Source organism: Bacteroidota bacterium (assembly GCA_020402865.1).
Taxonomy (GTDB): domain Bacteria; phylum Bacteroidota; class Bacteroidia; order Palsa-965; family Palsa-965.
This window is the reverse complement of the sequence record JADBYT010000005.1, coordinates 1-17,446: the sequence shown is the minus strand read 5'-3', so window position 1 is coordinate 17,446 and position 17,446 is coordinate 1. Positions and strand designations below refer to the sequence as shown.

The following is a 17,446-nucleotide window of genomic DNA, read 5'->3' as shown; positions in this document are numbered from 1 at the left end:
GTCTATCGTTTCCCGGTGAAATAGTATGGTTTAGCCTTCTTTCAAGCAACCAAACACCCTTTTCTGCGTCCTATTCTTACACAGAATACACTATTTTTGTTTTTCGGGCGTTATCCCCGCCAGACCATTCGTTTCGTGAACCGTACTTCCGCATATCTGTCTTTTGCCGCGCTGCTGCTTTTGCTGGGCGCTTTTGCCACATCGTGTACCACCAAGAAAAACACGCGGGTTACCCGTGGTTATCACAACATGACTTCGCGCTACAACGGCTATTTCTATGCCCGCGAAAGCATGAAGGATGCCCGCGACAAGATTGAAAAGGCCTATGTGGACGATTACTCGGAGCTGCTGCCTATTTTCCGCCTGCCCAATACGCCCGAAACAAAAGGGTCGTTTGCCGATTACGAAAAGGCCATAAAGAAATCGACCACCGTTATTGAACGCCACGCCATTACCAAAAAAGACGGTGAAGAAATTGCCGGTGCGGTAAAATGGATTGACGACAGCTACCTGATTATTGGTCAGGCGCGCTACTACAAGGGCGAGTACCTCTCGGCCATGGAGGTGTTTAATTATGTGACGCAGAAATACGCCAAGTTTCCCATTCGTTTTGACGGTTATCTCTGGCAGGCGCGCACACACATCGGGCTGGGTGGCTACAGTCAGGCCGAGACGCTTCTTGACATGATTGCCAACGATAAGGCCTGCCCGCCGGCACTGCTGCCCGAAATAAAGGCAACCTACGCCGATCTGTACATGCACACCGGCAATTACGGCAACGCCATTAAATACCTCGAAGAAGCCCTGCTCATTACCAAAAAGAAAAAGACCCGCGCACGCTACACCTACATTCTGGCGCAGCTTTACGAGAAAACCGGCGAGGAGAAAAAAGCCGGCAAACTCTATGGCGAAGTAGTGGAAATGAATCCGCCCTACGAAATGCTTTTCAATGCGCGCATAAGCCGCGCACGACTGAGCGGAGCCAACAGCAAAACACGCGCCGGCGCCAAAAAGGAACTGGAGAAAATGCTCACCGACGATAAAAACAACGAGTATCAGGACCAGATTTATTACACCCTGGGCCAGCTCGAAGCAGCCGGTGGCGATATGGAAGGCGCCCGCACGTTCTACAAAAAATCAATTGCGGTAAGTGCAGGCAATGCCAAACAAAAAGCACTTACGTATCTGGCGCTCGGCGATTTGTATTTTACGGAAACCGATTACATTAATGCACAGGCCTATTACGACAGTACCATGCAGTTTTTGCCCAAAGACTACGCTTCGTATGCCCAGATTGATGAAAAAAGATCAAGCCTGAGCACCCTGGTACGTTATATAAAAACTGTGCGCCTTGAAGACAGCCTGCAGGGCATTGTAAAAAAGTACGGTACAGACACTACCGGGCTGTATGCCTATATCGACAAACTGATTGCAGCCAAGAAAGAAGAAGACCGTAAGAAAAAAGAAGAACAGGAGGCCTTGCTGCAGCAAGGAGGCGGCCCCGTAAATCCGGTAAATAACCCGGGCGGCAGCCCCATTGGCGGTGGCAACCCGGGCGGGCTTTGGTACTTCTACAATCCGTCCACCATTTCATTCGGCATGGGCGAGTTTACCCGCAAATGGGGCAACCGCAAGCTTGAAGACAACTGGCGGCGGATGAATAAGGAAACCTACATTACCGAAGACGGCGGCGACGGAGGCAGCAGCAATACCACGCAGGCTGGCGGAAACAAACCCGGCAACAACGACAAACTGGGGCGTGATTTTTACCTGAAAAACCTGCCGCTCACGCCCGAACAGCTTACCGCATCTGACGAAAAAATTGCCGAAGCACTATACAGCCTCGGAGCTATTTACAAAGAACAGTTGCGCAACAATGCGCGCTCCATTGAGGCTTTTGAAGCCCTGTGCCAGCGTTTTCCCACACACAAATATTCACTGCCCTCACATTTTCAGCTTTACCGTATTTACCAAAGCCAGAATAATACCGCCAAAGCCGACGAGCATAAAAACTATATCCTCTCAAAATATCCGCAAAGCGAGTATGCTGAACTCATCCGCAACCCGAATTTTGAGGTGGATAAGCTCACCGAAAAAAACAAGGTGGTTCGCTATTACGAGGAAACCTACGTAATGTTTACCGAGGGCAAATACAGCGAAGTAATTACCCGCTGTAATTATGCCGATACCACATTTGGCCGCAAAAACGAAAATGCAGCCCGCTTTGCCTATATCCGCGCCGTAAGTATTGGCAAAACACAAGGCACACCGGCAATGGAAAAATCGCTTACCAACCTTGTGGCCACATTCCCCAAGGATCCGGTAAAAGATCAGGCGCAGGCGCTGCTTGATGCGATAAAACGCCAGCGCGGCGATGTGGTTAGTGCCGACACGGCTAAAGCTGCACCACCCTATACTTTAGATGCCAACGCCGAACACCAGTTTATGATTGTGGTGACTAAAGGCAAGGGAAACATCAACAACTTTAAAATAGCCTTGTCTGATTTCAACATGCAGAATTACGCGTCGAACGGGCTCACTATTTCAAGCATTATTCTGGATAACCAGCGCGAAATTATTCTTGTGAAAGGCTTCAAGGATAAAAATTCGGCCATGAGCTATTTTTCCGTTCTCAAAGGCCGTCCTGAACTGTTTGCCGAACTTACAGCGGGATCTTATCAGGTGTTTAGTATTTCTAAAGACAATTACAGCCTGTTTTACCGCAGTAAAAACACCCAGCAGTACAAGGAGTTTTTCGACAAGAACTACGTAAACAACACGAAATAAAAAGAGCATTATTCAGCGCCTGTTTAAATTCATCCTTTGGCCTTGTGATGGTGGATTTTTCCCCATCCTGCGTTGCATTACTTGTCGGTACTTTCTAAGTATTGCCTGCGAAAAGCGCCTTTTCCGAAGAAAAATCTGCTCAACACAAATCTCAACAACAACTATTTAAAAAGGCACATATACTACAAAGCCGCACTTATTTCAGTGCGGCTTTGTAGTATATGGGGATGTATTAATCGGGGATGCAGATTGGCTAAAAGTCCTGATCGGTAATCACGAAGGTATATTGATGGGAATAGTAAGAAGGGAATTTTTTTATCTGTGAAATATCGATGCCCCAGTTACGCTGATTGAAAAAATCCTTCTGCATAAAATTGTTCGTGGCATTTTCAATAACCACGGTATCAAACACGGTAAGTGCACGCAGCACACCCGAACTTGCGCCCGCCTGCATTTGCGAATAAATGACGCGGGTTTTTCCCGGTTCAATGGATTGATAAAGCGTGTCGCCGGTTATTTTGGTAATAAGACTTACCCTTACGGTAGTGGCCGAACGGTTTGAAACCACCCACTGGCGCTCGGTGCTGCTTTCGCAGGCTGTGAAAAGAAAAAGTGAAGCGATAAAAGCAAATGCAAGCCTCATTGTGTTTAGTGATTGTTTAAAATTTATCCTTTGGCTTTGTTTCGGTTCATTTTCCCTCATCCTGCGTTCTGTTTTTTGTCGATCCTCTCCAAGGATCGCCTGCAAAACACGCCTTGTCTGAGGAAAAATGTGCTCAAAACAAAGCTCAAAAACAAAGGCTCTTAGTTTACGTGTACAACGCGCCCCGAACCCGAAATGGAAACGTTTAGTGCCGGATTGCCCTGGTAAAACACGTCGCCGCTGCCCGAAATGTCAACCGCAAGTGTTTGCGATACAGTTACTTCGCAGTTGCCGCTGCCTGAGCAGGTGAGGTTGGCTGTTTGAGTGATGAGATCGTATGCTTTCAGGTTGCCGCTGCCGGAAACGGAGTGGGTAAACAACTGTGCACTGCCGCTGAGGGTTACGTTGCCGCTGCCACTGATATCGGAAACAACCGAATTGCTGCGTATGTTTTGAAGACTGGCCGTGCCCGAGCCATTAATGTCGATGCGTAATGAAGCTGCGGTGAGGCTGTCGTTGTTGCGTATGCTGCCTGAGCCGCTGATGCTGACCGCCACATATACAGGAGCATACACATGAATGGTGATGCCGCTGTACTCACTTACGCAATCTGAAAAGTCGATTTCCAGTTCGTTGTTGTTTACGCGTGTGGTAAGTACATCGAGTATGTTGCGCTGGCCGGTTATTTCGAGGCGGTAAACCGAATCGGAGTGCAGAATCACATCGGCATCAATATCAAGAGCCAGTTTTTGAAATACACCCGGAGAACGTTGTTCTACTACGGCAGCGCCTTCACCGTGTACACCCAGCACACCTGAGCACGAAGAAAGCACCGCAAGGGCCATTGAGAAAAGTAATGTGTAGCTGAATTGTTTCATTTTATGGATTGTGTTATGCAGGTATGACAAGGCAGAACGGGCGAACCCCTATTTGCTGGTGTTTTTTTTGTGCAAATACTTATCTTTACTTCATGTTCAATGCAAAAGGCAATACTTCATCACGCACAGCTGCTGCCGATGGCGGTTCAGTAAACATTATTGGTTCGGGCACATCCATTGACGGCGATATTGTTTCGGGCGGCGATATCCGGATTGACGGCAACCTGAAAGGTTCGGTAAACACCCGTGGTAAATTAGTAGTAGGCCCAACCGGTGTAATTGAAGGAGAAGTGCATTGCCAGAACGCCGATATTTCGGGTACTGTAAAAGGCAATGTGAACGTGGCCGAGCTGCTTACACTTAAAGCCACCTCAAAGCTTTCGGGCGATCTGGTGACCGGCAAACTGGCTATTGAGCCCGGTGCCGATTTTTCAGGTTCCTGCACCATGGCCGGTGTAACCAGGCCCGCACTGCATGACAGCACCGCCACCACCGAACCGCAAACGGCTTGATCCGTCGGCCGCACGTTACCTGAGCATGGCCACCTACATGGCCGTAATTATTACCGCTGCCGCTCTGGGCGGGCGCTGGCTTGATGCGCGTTTCCCGCTGGGCAAAATTCCGGTGTTTACACTGGTGCTTACACTGGTTGGTGTGTTTGCCTCCATCTGGTATTTCATCCGCGATTTTCTGAAGAAGAAATAACCCATCCTGCACAATACACGTGGAGAAGTGAAATTTAACGTACTCGCCTGCTTCAGTTTATCTAAATTAGGCTCACAAACAGCATATCCAGTACACATACTTAAACTCCCGTTATGAAAAAATTGTACTTTATTTCAGCGGCAGCTGTGTTTGCGGCCATGACATTTGGTGCTACGCAGGCGCACGCACAAAACCCGCTCAAAGGCGGCATGCAGTATATCGGCCCCGGCGCCGGTTTTTATGTATTGCCCATCGCCAGTCTCAACAGTCAGCTCCGTTACAGCGGTTTTGCCAGCGGTTTTGAAAGCAACGCGATGTATGTGGGGCTTGATCGTGGTCGTTTTAACCATGTGGATGCTTCCAGCACCGAATTCAATTCGGCATCGCTGCTTACTTTTCATTACCTGCTGCCGCAAACCATTTCCGATTCGGCCCGCGAAATGACGCTGGGTGGCTGGAACATGCAGTATGATGGTTCCAGCTTCGATTTCATCAGTTCGCGCAAAGTGGTGTTTACGGCCGGCTTGGGCTGGACCTGGGGCCGCACCAAAATTGTAAGCAAGGATGCAGCCGGCGAAACGGTTTACACCAATCCGTATTTCATACCCATGCTGCGTTCGGAGCTCAGCTTTACGCTGTTTGACCGTGTAACCATCGGCGCACGCGGTGCCTATCGCCACGACTGGTCGAAAACCGGCTGGCGGAAAAAGAGCGGCAATGGCGGCGATTTGCCCGGCACGCGTTTAAGCGGCGGCATGTACGGTGCATTTATCGCATTCACCTTTGGCACTGCCGATAAGGAAGATGCACCGGCTGATACAATGCCGGCGCCTTCGGCGCCGGGGGCGGAGTAAATGTTAACAGTTCATGTACGGCAAAAAAATTATCATTACCGCAGCTTGTATTCTGGCTGCGGTAATGGTTTGGGGGCATCCGGGAATCAGGCATCCGCGTGATAAAACGGTGAGATCCATTGCAGATTATTATGGTGCAGGATTGGGTTATCGCCCGCTGCCGCTTGCCGGAGTAAATGCTTTTCTTGCGGCTCAATATGGTGCTGCAGGCTTTCAATCGGCGATGTTTTCTGCGGGATTTGAAACCGGGGCAATGGGCATGTTTGTGGTGAATCAATGGCCCTCTACAAGCGGGGCTTTTGCATTTCATTACTACCCGGCTCAAACAGTTCGTACCTCTTCACATGAATTCAGACTGAGCGGCTATGAGTTTTTCCTTGATGGTTTCAGCTGCGATTTTCTTTCTTCTGAAAAGCTGGTTTTAACAGCCGGTTTAGGCTGGGCGTTGGGGCGGTTCAGGGTGGTGCAAAGCACACAAACGGAAGAAAGCCGGTTTGTCAATCCGTATTTTGTGCCTGTATTACGTACGGAGTTTACTATCCTGTTGGGCAGGTATGCTGTACTTGGCTTGCGTGGCCTGTACCGTCACGACTGGTCGAAAACCGGCTGGAAGCAAAAACGTGGAAATGCTTTGCCATTTCCGGGCACGCGGCTGAGCGGGGCTTCGGCTACATTTTTTGTGGCAATTCCGTTTTTGAAATAACGTTGCGGGCAAAGCCGAGCGGCAAACTCCTATCTTTGCGGCCAGATGCCTGCAGCTTTCAAATCCTTTTTAGTGCGTTTGCTGGTGTTCTCGGCCATTGTGGGCGGGGCGCTGGCGGCATGGAATGCATTTATGCCGGTGTGGAAGCAACACCCGCTGAGCTGGGCATTGTTTGCTTTTTTTGTAATCATTACAGCGGTGGTACATTACATCCTTCTCCGCTCGGGCGAGGGCGACCCGAAAGCCTTCGTGCGCATGTTCATGGGGCTTACCACATTTAAGTTGTTTATTTTTCTGATTGTCATTGTACTTTATGCATTTACCAACAAGGCGCTGGCGGTGCATTTTATTATTCACTTCCTCGTTTTTTATCTCCTCTTTACTACGTTTGAGGTAGCACTTCTTTATAAGCATTTCCTGCCCAAAGGCAAGTAAGTTTTTCCCGCTACAAACATCCCCCGGGGTTTTAATTTCGCCCGCATTCCCGCAACCTGACCACAATCAGCTCCGAATACGACCAACGGGCAACTGATTTCGACGAATTTCCCTGAACTTTCTTTCTGATCTCCGAAACAAATCCCTACATTTGCAGCCGAATTTCGGGGTGTAGCACGCCGCTCACCTTAAATGCACTCAGAATCAATGCGTTCCAACGCCGCTCTGACCCGTCTCGTCCTCTTTTTCAGCACGCTGCTGCTGCCTGCCTTTGGTTTTGCTTACGAACCGCAGGAACACGATTCGCTCAATAATGACTCCGTAATGGCTTCGGGCCATGAGGCCAAGCCTGCCCACGGCGAACATGGTGAAGAAGCCAAGTTCAATCCCGGCAAAATGATCATGGAGCACATCTCCGATGCGCACGACTGGCACCTCTGGGGCCACACGCACATTCCCCTGCCCGTGATCCTGAAAACCGACAAAGGGTTTGAGTTTTTCCTTTCCAGCCGTTTCCACGACAATGCGTCGGGTGTGTACAAAGGTGCCCACTACAGCTACAAAATGGAGGAAAACAAAATTGAGGTTTGGGACGAAACGCTGAATGCGGCCAACCACGAGGCTACCCACCACCTGTATGATTTCTCCATTACCAAGAACGTAGTTACCCTTTTCATTGTGGTAATTATGCTCATGTATGTATTTATGAGCATAGCGAAAGCCTACAAGCGTCGTCCCGGACAGGCGCCCAAGGGCATGCAGTCGTTCTTTGAACCCATTATCATTTTCGTGCGCGATGATCTTGCCAGGCCGGCGCTGGGGCACAAGTACGAGAAGTTTATGCCTTACCTGCTCACGGTATTTTTCTTTATCTGGTTCTCCAACATGCTTGGTCTTATTCCGTTCTTCCCGGGCGGAGCCAACTTTACCGGAAACATCACCATTACCGCTGCGCTAGCCCTGCTTACCTTTATTATTACCACCATTAACGGAAACGGCCACTACTGGCGCCACATTTTTGCCATGCCCGGTGTACCGGCGTTCGTACTGGTTATTCTTACTCCGATTGAAATTCTGGGTATGTTCCTGCGTCCGTTCGTACTCATGATTCGTTTGTTTGCGAACATTTCAGCCGGTCACATCATAGCCCTTGCGTTCTACAGCCTCATCTTCATCTTCGGCAAAGGCGGCGAGTCTATGGGAGGTGGTCTTGGTGTGTCCATAGTATCCATTCTCTTTACCGTGTTCATGTTTGCCATGGAATTACTTGTGGCATTCCTTCAGGCGTATGTATTCACCCTGCTTTCGGCCATTTACTTTGGCGCGGCAGTGGAGGAGCATCACCACGAGGAGCATGATCACGCACACGACCACGCGCATGCGGCGGCCGCTCACTAACCACGTAATTTGTTTAACCTAAATATAAATTCACATGCTTTCTGACATCCTTCTCCAAGCTGGTGCTACAACAGGTCACGGTCTCGCTGCACTCGGTGCAGGTCTTGCTGCTGTAGGTGCCGGTATGGGTATCGGACGTATCGGTGGCAGCGCTCTCGAGTCTATCGCTCGTCAGCCCGAAGCCGCTGGTGACATCCGCGCCAACATGATTCTTACTGCCGCTCTCGTTGAAGGTGCAGCCTTCTTCGCGATGGTAGTTGGTCTGCTCGTTACCTTCATTGCGTAATTTGCGGAAGAAACATTGAAAAGATCAGCCGCAGCGGTTGGCTGTGGCTGATCTTTCAAAACATCAGGTTAAACAACATCAAGCATTCATTACCCAACAATACGATACGCTAAATGGAACTCGTAAAACCGGACTTAGGCTTGTTCTTCTGGATGATGGTCACCTTCCTGATCGTTCTTTTCCTTTTGACCAAGTTTGCGTGGAAGCCGATCATGAAAATGATCAAGGATCGCGAAGCTTCAATTGACGATGCGTTGAAGTCGGCCGAAAAGGCGAAGGCTGATATTGCGTCCATGCAGGCCGACAACGAGCGTTTGCTCAACGAAGCCCGCCGCGAGCGTGACGCGATGCTGAAAGAAGCCCGCGACATGAAAGACGCTATTGTGGCCGAAGCCAAAGGAAAAGCCAAGCAGGAAGCCGACAAGCTTCTGGCTGCTGCCCGCGAAAGCATTCACAACGAGAAAATGGCTGCCATTACCGAACTGAAAAATCAGGTAGCGCAGCTCTCGATTGATATTGCCGAGACCATGCTCAAGCGTGAACTCTCTGCCGAAAACAAACAGAAAGAACTCATCGGCGATCTGCTTAAAGACGCCAAGCTCAACTAACCATGCGCGAAACACGGGTTTCCTATCGCTACGCGAAATCGCTGCTGGATCTGGCCATCGAAAAAGGTCAGCTTGAACAGGTGCGCGAAGACATGCAATTGGTGCGCGACACCGTGCATGAAAACCGCGATCTGGAGCTGCTGCTGAAAAGTCCGGTAATTAAAACCGACAAAAAGCAGGAAATTCTTAAAGCCATTTTTGGCGGAAAGATTGGTGTTATTACTACCGAATTCATCGACATTATTACCCGCAAACGCCGCGAGGCCGAGCTGGAAATTATTGCCGAATCGTTCCTGAGCCAGTACCGCAAAAACAAGAATATTGTTACCGCCAGCATTACCACAGCTGCTCCGCTCGACGATATGCTGCGCAAACAGGTACTCGAAATTGTGCGTAAAGCAGCCGGCACCGAAGTGGAACTCACCGAGAAAATTGATGATACACTTATCGGTGGTTTTATTCTCCGCGTAGGCGACCGTCAGGTGGATACTTCAATGATCCGCCAGATCCGCATGCTTGAGCGCAGTTTCAGCGAAAACCCGTTTATCAAAGAATTCTAAATACAACACGCGAACCAACGCATAACTATCCAATACAATGGCAGAAGTTAAACCGGCGGAAGTATCCGCGATCCTACGTCAGCAGCTTGCAGGCTTTAAGTCGGCTAAAGAAATGGAAGAGGTGGGCACCGTGCTCCAGGTGGGCGACGGTATTGCCCGTATCTATGGCCTTTCAAACGCTCAGTCGGGCGAGCTGATTGAGTTTGAGAACGGCCTTCAGGGCATCGTACTCAACCTTGAAGAAGACAATGTGGGCGCAGTACTGCTTGGTGCCTCCAACGATATCCGCGAAGGCGACACTGTGCGCCGCACCAACCGCATTGCTTCTATCAATGTTGGCGAAGGCATGCTGGGCCGCGTAGTTGACACGCTCGGCAATCCGATCGACGGCAAAGGCCCGCTGAAAGGCGAGTTGTACGAAATGCCGATTGAGCGTAAAGCGCCGGGTGTAATCTACCGTCAGCCCGTTACCGAGCCGCTGCAAACCGGTATCAAGGCTATCGACGCCATGATTCCGATTGGCCGCGGGCAGCGTGAGCTTGTAATCGGCGACCGCCAGACCGGTAAAACAGCCGTTTGCATCGACACCATCATTAACCAGAAAGAGTTTTACGAAGCCGGCAACCCGGTATTCTGTATCTACGTAGCTGTGGGCCAGAAAGGCTCTACCGTGGCTAACGTAGTACGCGTACTCGAAGAAAACGGCGCTATGCCTTACACCGTAGTAGTAGCTGCTCCCGCTGCCGATCCGGCTCCGCTGCAGTTCTACGCTCCGATGGCGGGCGCTGCCATCGGCGAATTCTTCCGCGATACCGGCCGTCCTGCGCTGATCATTTATGATGATCTCTCCAAGCAGGCTGTAGCTTACCGCGAAGTATCACTGCTGCTCCGTCGTCCTCCCGGACGTGAGGCTTATCCCGGCGACGTATTTTACCTGCACAGCCGTCTGCTCGAGCGTGCTGCTAAAATCAACAACAGCGACGATGTAGCCCGCGCCATGAACGACCTGCCCGAGTCTATCCGTCCGCTCGTAAAAGGCGGCGGTTCACTCACCGCACTCCCGATCATCGAAACACAGGCCGGCGACGTATCCGCTTATATCCCGACCAACGTAATTTCAATTACCGACGGTCAGATCTTCCTTGAGTCGAACCTGTTCAACGCCGGTGTGCGCCCTGCTATCAACGTAGGTATCTCCGTATCGCGTGTGGGTGGTAACGCCCAGATCAAGTCGATGAAAAAAGTGGCTGGTACACTTAAGCTCGACCAGGCGCAGTACCGCGAACTTGAGGCATTTGCCAAGTTTGGTTCTGACCTCGATGCGGCTACCAAGTCGGTACTCGACAAAGGTGTGCGCAACGTGGAAATCCTCAAGCAGGGTCAGTTCCAGCCGTTCCGTGTAGAAGATCAGGTAGCCATTATTTACTGTGGTACCAAAGGTTTGCTGCGCGATGTGCCCGCCAACAAAGTAAAAGAGTTTGAAGTGGATTTCCTGCAATACATGCGCGGCAAGCACGCTTCAACCATGAACGAAATCAAAGCCGGTAAAATTGACGACAACATTACCGGTGTGATTGAAGCGGCTGCAAAAGAAGTTGCTGCCAAGTACAAAGCGTAAATCTGAACAAAATGTGCGGACGAGTAATTGTCCGCACAATGCTTCCCCGTAACCGGAGCAAAACGCAATACGATGCCGAACTTAAAAGAAGTCCGCAACCGAATTACCTCGGTACAGTCAACCCAGCAAATCACCAGCGCCATGAAAATGGTGTCGGCTGCCAAGCTGCGTCGTGCGCAGGATGCCATCACCCAGATGCGTCCGTATGCCGAGAAACTGCGCGAGATTCTTGAAAACCTGAGCGCCAGTTTAGACAGCACCGAGGGCGTTTATTCACGCCAGCGCGAAGTGAAAAACGTGCTGTTTGTGGTGATTACCTCCAACCGTGGTCTTTGCGGCGGCTTTAATGCCAACGTAATCAAGCGCACCATGCGTGCCATCCGCGAAGATTACCCCACGGCAAAAGCCAGCTACATCACCATCGGTAAAAAAGGCGGCGATTTCTTCCGCAAAACACCGTACACCGCTGCATTGTCGGAGTTGGGCAACCTCAATGTGCTTTTCGACAAACTAGCCTTTGCAAACACTGCGCCCGTGGCCGAAGCCATTATGAAAGCGTTTGGCGAAGGACAGTTTGACAAAGTGGTGCTGGTATATAACCAGTTTAAAAACGCTGCGGTACAAATTACCCAGGCCGAGCAGTTTTTGCCCGTGGTGCCCACTGCTTCCGGCAACGCATCAAGCAAAACCGATTACATTTTTGAGCCCGAGAAAGCCGAGATCGTTCAGGATCTCATTCCCCGCTCGCTCAAAACACAGCTTTACAAAGCACTGCTCGACTCACACGCTTCCGAACACGGCGCGCGTATGACAGCTATGCACAAAGCTACCGACAACGCGAAAGAACTGCTGCGCAACCTGCGTATCAGCTACAACAAAGCCCGTCAGGCCGCAATTACCAACGAGATTCTGGAAATTGTGGGTGGTGCGGAAGCGTTGAAAGGATAAAGGGAAAATTGTATGTATGAGAAAGCCGGAGTATATTTACTCCGGCTTTTTTGTGCTGTTATACAGCAACAATTGTTAACCCTAATCACAAATCAAATGCACAACTTTTTAAAAGCACTCATTCTGTGTCTTGTCTTTTCGTATGAGCTGGCCGGACAAAATGTAAAAATTCAGTGGGGAAAACCTCTGGAATCATCGGTAAAGATTACATCCTTTATGGCAAGCAAGGAGGGAAGGCTATATACCCTTTCTGCAAAAGGAGATGATTATTATATTGAATGTTTTGAGCAGGGCACTTACAATAAACTGTTCAGTACGAAGCTTGATATTCCGAGAATAGTAAATAAAAAGCAGGAAATAGAAGAGATTATATTTCAGGGCAGTCAGTTTATTATTTTCACATCGTACTATAATAAACCTGAAAAGAAGTTTCGGCTTAATGCATACAGTATAAACATGCAAGGTGTACTTAACCCAAAGCCTACAGAGTTGATTAAACTTGAAGCAGAAGGCAAAAATGATATCGGGGATATTTTCTTTCGCTTTTCTCCCGACTCTGCAAATATTCTCATCACACATATATACACCAGCCCCAAGACCAAGCTTAATCATCTCGAATTTTTTATTCTTGATAAGAGCCTCACCATCCTTTCTCAGGCAGATAATATTATTAAGAGTAAAACAGATGATGCCTATAATATTCTGATGAATTGTTATATAAATAATAACAAAGAAATATTTCTAACCGAGTTGCAACTGGTTACACCCACAGAAACCCGAGACAGTAAGTTTAGTTATTCAATTATCAAGTATGCTTCAGATGGTAAAGAGACTGATCGTTTTCCTGTTGAACTGGAAGACAAGCGAATCATTTCATTTTCAGTTCAGTTTAATGATAACGGGGACCTGATGGTTTACGGTCATTACAAAAGCAATCCGGGCAAAAAAGAGCGATATTACGATATGAGCTATAACGGAACCTATTTTATCCTGCTTAATGCACAGACAGGAGCCGTAAAGTCAGTTTCGCAGTATAATTTTGAAACGGAACTATTCAACAACTACTATCAGCTGAAGCAAACCAAAAATGGGCCAATAACATATTTTGGTGTAAACTCAAAGCCCGGGAAAGTAATTCAGAAAGAAAACGGGGGGTATGTGATTACGTATGAAGAGTTTTACATGCAATTCAATCAGGGGCCAAATGGTGCATCGAGCCAAACGTATTATTACGGCGATCTTTTGATTGTAAATATTGATCCAAAAGGCGATATCCTTTGGGTGAAAATGGTGCCCAAAAGACAATATTTTATTCGAAAACAAGGACCGCTAGGAATTGGAATCGGACCGGTGATGCTTACTACAAGTGTGAACCTGAATAGTGATGAGTCTATTTACTATTCCTACAATGTGGTAATAAAAGATGAACAAATTTTTGTTTTGTATAATGACCTTCCTGCTAATGCACCAGTAACCAAACCAAGAGACATCAAGATTTTGAAAAAAATAAAAGGTACAGTCCCGGTGGTGGCCATCTTAAATGAAAATGGTGAAATGAGGAAAAAAACACTCACCGAAATCGCAGGTACGGAAGTAAATCTTTGTCCGCGTATTTCACTGCCTCTCGACCAGAATCATTTATTGATCTATGGTTCAAAGGGTAAAGATTACAAATTAGGAGAGCTAACCGTGGAATAGTCTTCACTTCATTGCATGCAAAAAAAGAGGCGGCCTCAGCATATTGAGACCGCCTCTTTTGATATTTGATTGTACAATCAATCCTTCTTCTTACTGCGATACCCGGTAGTTTTCGCTTTCACCTTTTTGGTACCTGCGCCGGTAGTCATTTTCAGCATACCCAGGATATGATTAACCGGACAAGTAATTTGAGAGTCCCCAATCAATTTAAAAAAACAATTATTTTTAAGAGCTGAAACTAACCCTTATGAAAACAATATTTGCACTCCTTCTTTTTTCTCTTACCCACTCAGTTATTTTTTCGCAAACAATACAACTTTCCGGTTGCGATAAAAGAATCTCAATTGTCAATCCTGCCACATATCTTCATTTTTTCGCAGGAGATACATTGATCGTGGGCACATTTTCCAATTCAAAAAAACGTGCTCCAAAACAGAGCAAATATGCAATAGCATCATGTAAGCCAATTAATAACGAGAAAGAAATTTCGCGCCGTAAGATGAAAAATATTCATCCCGGATGGGGAGATCTGCCCGATAGTGTTATGCGAATTTCCTTTTGGATTGGGAAGTTCAATGGATATGAGGCTTATGTTTGCTACAGGATAAATAACTCAACGGCAATAATTGAGATATCACGGATTATGGGTGATTCGGTGCAGACAAAAGAGTTAATCAGGTTTCCCTATTCTGATGATTCTGTTTTCGACTTATATCGGAATTTAGAAGTACTTATCTCGCCCGATGAAACTAAGTTGGCCGTTATTTATGACCGTTCTGAGTTGAACAGTTTTAGCTGTATGATTGATCAGGATATGGATGTGTATAAGTATGACCGTGTACCCAAGACCAATTCGTTGATTAGTCCGCATTTAATGGGCCGATACAATGCGGAACAGTTAATTCAAAGTAAAATACTTTCAAATGACGGATTACTTTTTTATACGTTTGGCGAGCATGCTGAAAACGGATCGCCTGAACAGGAAGTAATATGTATTGATATACCCAATAAGGAAACATACAAGTTTAAGCCAGAAGGAACTCCGGTAAAAACAGGCTGGGTCCGGTATATTTCTTACCATAAAAAAACGTACGCTATTGCCCCAATGTTGTCGAAAACAAACTGGCAACATGTAACCGGTTTTGCTTTCTGGCAAATGGACGAATTTGAAGGGACGTTTAAAACGCCACAGTTATCCTATATTCCCGATTCGGTATTTATGCGGCTCCATGATTATGATCGTATTATTAAGTGGAGCGATGATTTACTTTTTTTCGATCTGAAAGAAAACGGGTTTATTATAATTGGTCGTGGTGGCGATGATTTTTTTATGCCATTCAGTGCGGACGATAAAAAACTACGATCCGTAGTGCAGCTATATAGGTTTAACTCCAACCTCGAAAACACCAATGCAGAGATTATAGAAACAGTAGTATTGCCCGATTTCAAAAACAATTCACTCGATAATACAGCGCATTTAAAACTTGAGAAACAGTTTTTTCAAACAGGAAATTCAATAGTTGTCATATATAATTCGATGATAAATCCGGCTGTATATGGGCAGGAAAAAGAAGCACCCAAAGCCAGTTCACGATGTACGGTAATTTCATCCGAAGGGCGACTAACCCATTATGAATTTCAACTGAACAATATGCCTGCCGGACAGGTTATCGCTTCAAATTGTAAATGAAAACCTAATACGAATGAGTGGGAGTTTTTTGTAGTTTGTCAGGCTGTGGGAGTGAATTATGTTCCGGCTTCGTTTGTACTGAGGTTATAGTCAAAATCAAGATAAAAGTGTGATTACAATAAAACAGGGCTGTCGGAAATTATCCGGCAGCCCTGTTTGAATATGGTTGAGAAATCAATCTTTCTTCTTACTCCTGTACCCGGTAGTTTTCGCTTTAACCTTTTTAGTACCTGCGCCGGTAGTCATTTTCAGCATACCTACTTCTTCTTCGGTGAGGTGGCGCCAGCGGCTGCGGGGGAGGTTTTTCTTGGTGAGGCCGGCGTACACTACGCGGTCGAGGCCGATAACCTGATAGCCGAAGTGTTCGAAGATGCGGCGTACGATGCGGTTGCGGCCGGAGTGAAGCACGATGCCCACTTCTTTCTTGTTGCCGCCTTCGCCCACGTAGCTGAGTTCATCGGCTTTGATGGGGCCGTCTTCGAGTTCAACGCCGTTTTCGATGGCTTCGAAATGCTCGGCTTTAAGGGCCATGTCGAGCGTAACGTGGTAGATTTTGCGGATCCCGTAGCGCGGGTGCATCAGTCGCTCAGCAAGATCACCATCGTTGGTGAGCAGGAGCAGGCCGGTGGTGTTGCGGTCGAGGCGGCCAACGGGGTAAATGCGCTCGTCGCAGGCATCGCTCACAAGCTGCAGTACGGTTTTGCGTTCCTGCGGATCATCGGTGGTGGTGATGAAGTCTTTGGGCTTGTTGAGCAGCACATACTGCATGCGTTCGCGGCGCAACAGCTGATCGCCGTAGTGAACAGTGTCGGTCGGCGAAATTTTGGTGCCGAGTTCGGTCACAATTTTGCCGTTTACTTTCACTACACCTGCTTCAATCAGCTCATCGGCTTCGCGTCGCGAGCAGAGGCCGGTGTTGGCTATAAAGCGATTCAGACGCACTGATCCGCCGCTGGCTTCGGCATACTGCGAGGGTGCGCCTTTTGATTTGCGGAAAGCCGGACGCTCCGCTGCCTTTACATAATCGCTGGCCGAGGGCGCGTCGTCAAATACTTCCCAGCTTCCTGCATCGTCGTCGCTGCCGCGCGATTTTTTATAGGGCTTTTCGTCGTTGTTGCCGTAGCTGCGTTTGGGTTTATCGCTTCCGTAAGCTGATTTGCCGTAGGGCTTGTCATCATTGAATTTACGGCGCGGCTTTTCATCGTCGCTTCCGTAGCTGCGTTTTTGCTTCTCATCATCAAACTTACGGCGCGGCTTTTCCTCATCGCTGCCATAGCTGCGTTTGGGCTTGTCGCTGCCGTACGATGATTTTCCGTAAGGCTTATCACTATCGAATTTGCGTCGCGGCTTTTCCTCATCGCTGCCGTAGCTGCGTTTTGGTTTCTCATCATCAAACTTACGGCGCGGCTTTTCATCATCGCTGCCGTAGCTGCGTTTTGGTTTGTCGCTGCCGTATGAAGATTTTCCGTAAGGTTTATCGTCGTTGAATTTGCGGCGCGGCTTTTCATCATCGCTGCCGTAGCTGCGTTTTGGTTTGTCGCTGCCGTACGATGATTTTCCGTAAGGCTTATCGTCGTTGAATTTGCGGCGCGGCTTTTCCTCGTCGCTGCCGTAGCTGCGTTTTGGTTTGTCGCT

Annotated in this window: 17 protein-coding genes; 14 read left to right on the top strand and 3 right to left on the bottom strand. The window is 48.1% G+C overall.

Annotated features, from left to right (window positions below; genetic code table 11):
* Positions 1-135 precede the first annotated feature (135 nt).
* Positions 136-2,787, top strand: coding sequence for a tetratricopeptide repeat protein (locus IM638_03810; protein MCA6362135.1), 2,652 nt, complete (start codon positions 136-138; stop codon positions 2,785-2,787).
* 253 nt (positions 2,788-3,040) lie between these two features.
* Here IM638_03810 and IM638_03805 read toward each other — a convergent pair whose 3' ends face one another.
* Both IM638_03805 and IM638_03800 read right to left on the bottom strand, forming a co-directional pair.
* A complete protein-coding gene (locus tag IM638_03805) occupies positions 3,041-3,430 on the bottom strand; it encodes a hypothetical protein (GenBank protein MCA6362134.1) in 390 nt (129 codons plus the stop codon).
* Positions 3,431-3,591: 161 nt separating this feature from the next.
* Positions 3,592-4,308, bottom strand: a complete 717-nt coding sequence (locus tag IM638_03800) for a DUF2807 domain-containing protein (GenBank protein MCA6362133.1) — start codon at positions 4,306-4,308, stop codon at positions 3,592-3,594.
* 92 nt (positions 4,309-4,400) lie between these two features.
* Between IM638_03800 and IM638_03795 the strand changes: the two genes are divergently transcribed.
* The 13 genes from IM638_03795 to IM638_03735 all read left to right on the top strand — a co-directional run bounded on the left by IM638_03795 (position 4,401) and on the right by IM638_03735 (position 15,811).
* Positions 4,401-4,820, top strand: coding sequence for a polymer-forming cytoskeletal protein (locus IM638_03795; protein MCA6362132.1), 420 nt, complete (start codon positions 4,401-4,403; stop codon positions 4,818-4,820).
* Positions 4,783-5,013, top strand: coding sequence for an AtpZ/AtpI family protein (locus IM638_03790; GenBank protein MCA6362131.1), 231 nt, complete (start codon positions 4,783-4,785; stop codon positions 5,011-5,013). Before IM638_03795 ends, IM638_03790 begins: the two co-directional genes overlap by 38 nt.
* 113 nt (positions 5,014-5,126) lie before the next feature.
* Positions 5,127-5,867: a hypothetical protein gene (locus IM638_03785; protein ID MCA6362130.1), complete on the top strand. Its 741-nt coding sequence runs from the start codon at positions 5,127-5,129 to the stop codon at positions 5,865-5,867.
* Positions 5,868-5,880: 13 nt separating this feature from the next.
* Complete coding sequence (locus IM638_03780; GenBank protein MCA6362129.1) at positions 5,881-6,570, top strand: hypothetical protein; 690 nt, start codon at positions 5,881-5,883, stop codon at positions 6,568-6,570.
* Between the two features lie 45 nt (positions 6,571-6,615).
* A complete protein-coding gene (locus IM638_03775) occupies positions 6,616-7,005 on the top strand; it encodes a hypothetical protein (GenBank protein ID MCA6362128.1) in 390 nt (129 codons plus the stop codon).
* 324 nt (positions 7,006-7,329) lie between these two features.
* The gene (gene atpB, locus IM638_03770) at positions 7,330-8,403 is read left to right on the top strand and encodes a F0F1 ATP synthase subunit A (GenBank protein MCA6362127.1); all 1,074 of its coding nucleotides are present in this window, start codon (positions 7,330-7,332) and stop codon (positions 8,401-8,403) included.
* 34 nt (positions 8,404-8,437) lie between these two features.
* A complete protein-coding gene (gene atpE, locus IM638_03765) occupies positions 8,438-8,689 on the top strand; it encodes an ATP synthase F0 subunit C (protein MCA6362126.1) in 252 nt (83 codons plus the stop codon).
* A 113-nt stretch (positions 8,690-8,802) separates the two neighbouring features.
* A complete protein-coding gene (locus IM638_03760) occupies positions 8,803-9,297 on the top strand; it encodes a F0F1 ATP synthase subunit B (protein ID MCA6362125.1) in 495 nt (164 codons plus the stop codon).
* Between the two features lie 2 nt (positions 9,298-9,299).
* On the top strand, positions 9,300-9,857 hold the full coding sequence (gene atpH / locus IM638_03755) for an ATP synthase F1 subunit delta (protein ID MCA6362124.1): 558 nt from the start codon (positions 9,300-9,302) through the stop codon (positions 9,855-9,857).
* Between the two features lie 37 nt (positions 9,858-9,894).
* Positions 9,895-11,475, top strand: coding sequence for a F0F1 ATP synthase subunit alpha (locus IM638_03750; protein ID MCA6362123.1), 1,581 nt, complete (start codon positions 9,895-9,897; stop codon positions 11,473-11,475).
* Positions 11,476-11,547: 72 nt separating this feature from the next.
* The gene (gene atpG, locus IM638_03745; GenBank protein ID MCA6362122.1) at positions 11,548-12,423 is read left to right on the top strand and encodes an ATP synthase F1 subunit gamma; all 876 of its coding nucleotides are present in this window, start codon (positions 11,548-11,550) and stop codon (positions 12,421-12,423) included.
* Positions 12,424-12,435: 12 nt separating this feature from the next.
* Complete coding sequence (locus IM638_03740) at positions 12,436-14,121, top strand: hypothetical protein (protein ID MCA6362121.1); 1,686 nt, start codon at positions 12,436-12,438, stop codon at positions 14,119-14,121.
* A 247-nt stretch (positions 14,122-14,368) separates the two neighbouring features.
* On the top strand, positions 14,369-15,811 hold the full coding sequence (locus IM638_03735; protein ID MCA6362120.1) for a hypothetical protein: 1,443 nt from the start codon (positions 14,369-14,371) through the stop codon (positions 15,809-15,811).
* Between the two features lie 174 nt (positions 15,812-15,985).
* Here the strand turns inward: IM638_03735 and IM638_03730 are convergent.
* Positions 15,986-17,446 (bottom strand): pseudouridine synthase (locus tag IM638_03730; GenBank protein ID MCA6362119.1); only part of this gene is annotated, 1,461 nt, incomplete at its 5' end.